Origin of the sequence: Chryseobacterium taiwanense, assembly GCF_000813825.1 — a bacterium.
GTDB classification, from domain to species: Bacteria; Bacteroidota; Bacteroidia; order Flavobacteriales; family Weeksellaceae; genus Chryseobacterium; species Chryseobacterium taiwanense.
In genome coordinates this window covers 1-1,266 of sequence record NZ_JWTA01000025.1, presented here as the reverse complement: position 1 = coordinate 1,266, position 1,266 = coordinate 1, and the positions used below count along the sequence as shown (strand labels likewise).

General features: G+C 37.3%; 1 protein-coding gene. It reads left to right on the top strand.

The window, feature by feature from the left end:
• The first annotated feature begins 54 nt into the window (after nt 1–54).
• Nucleotides 55–1,226 (top strand): IS3 family transposase gene (locus RM51_RS18810; protein WP_117590358.1). Its coding sequence is split into 2 segments (ribosomal slippage): nt 55–313 and nt 313–1,226, totalling 1,173 coding nucleotides; the frame shifts between segments, so codons are not numbered across the junction.
• Nucleotides 1,227–1,266 lie beyond the last annotated feature (40 nt).

The following is a 1,266-nucleotide window of genomic DNA, read 5'->3' as shown; positions in this document are numbered from 1 at the left end:
TGGAGTTGCTAACTTTGTTAGGACACAATTCTTATACTCTTTATCTTTAAGAGTATGAAAAAGATCAGAAAAAATTACAGTTTAGAGTTCAAGATCCAAGCAGTATCTTTAAGTGAGCAGCGAGGCAATGTATCCTCGGTAGCTGAAGAATTGGGGATCTGTAAAGAAAGTCTAGTTAATTGGCGAAAACTTCACAAAGAAGGTAAACTTAGCAAGGAAAAACAAATATCCTCTGATCCGATAAGGGAAGAGTTATTAAGGCTACGCAAGGAACTGGAAGAAACAAAGCTTGAACGTGACATCTTAAAAAAGACGGTAGGCATCTTCTCCAAGAGAGACGGGTAAGATATAAATTTATCAAAGAACACGCTGGAGTGTTTCCTGTCGGGAAGATGTGCGAAGTACTAAAGGTAAGCAGGAGCAGTTTTTATCATTGGAAGAAAAGAAAGCCGAGTAGTCGATCAGAAAGAAGAGCCATTTTATCAGCAGAAATCTTCAGTATTTATCATTGGAGCCGTGGGAGATATGGAAGCCCCCGTATTGCCCGAGAACTAGAAGCAAAAGGAATGAGAGCCTCACGTCCTTTAGTGGCTAGATTAATGAGAGAACGCAACCTGAGAAGTATTGTAAAGAAAAAATTTAAGAAAACTACCAACTCATCCCATCGATACCCTGTTGCTGAAAATTATTTGAATCAAAACTTTCAAGTTAAAAGCAGTAAAGAGGTCTGGGTGTCTGATATTACGTATATCCGCACAGGTCAGGGTTGGCTGTATCTTACGACAGTCATTGATTTGTTTGATAGAAAGGTTATCGGCTGGTCATTAAGTGAGACGATGAAGGCTCAGGACACCAGTATTGCAGCCTTGAAGATGGCAAGACTCCATCGGCCTTTACAGGATCATGATAGCTTGATTTTCCATTCAGATAGAGGGATACAATATGCGTGTACAGAATTTACATCAATAGTCGGAAAAAACATTACTCGAAGTATGAGTGGAAAAGGAAATTGTTATGATAATGCTGTAGCTGAGAGCTTTTTCAAAACTTTGAAAACCGAACTTGTCTATCAAAATAGATATGAAACTAGAGATCATGCTAAAAACTCTGTGTTTGAATATATAGAAACATTTTACAACACTCACAGAAGGCATTCGGCTTTAGGAAATTTAACCATAAAAGAGTATCAAAATTTAATGTCTAATCAATCTAAAAATGTAGCATAAGGAGTATATAAATTTTGTCTCAAAAATAGTTGCAAGTTCA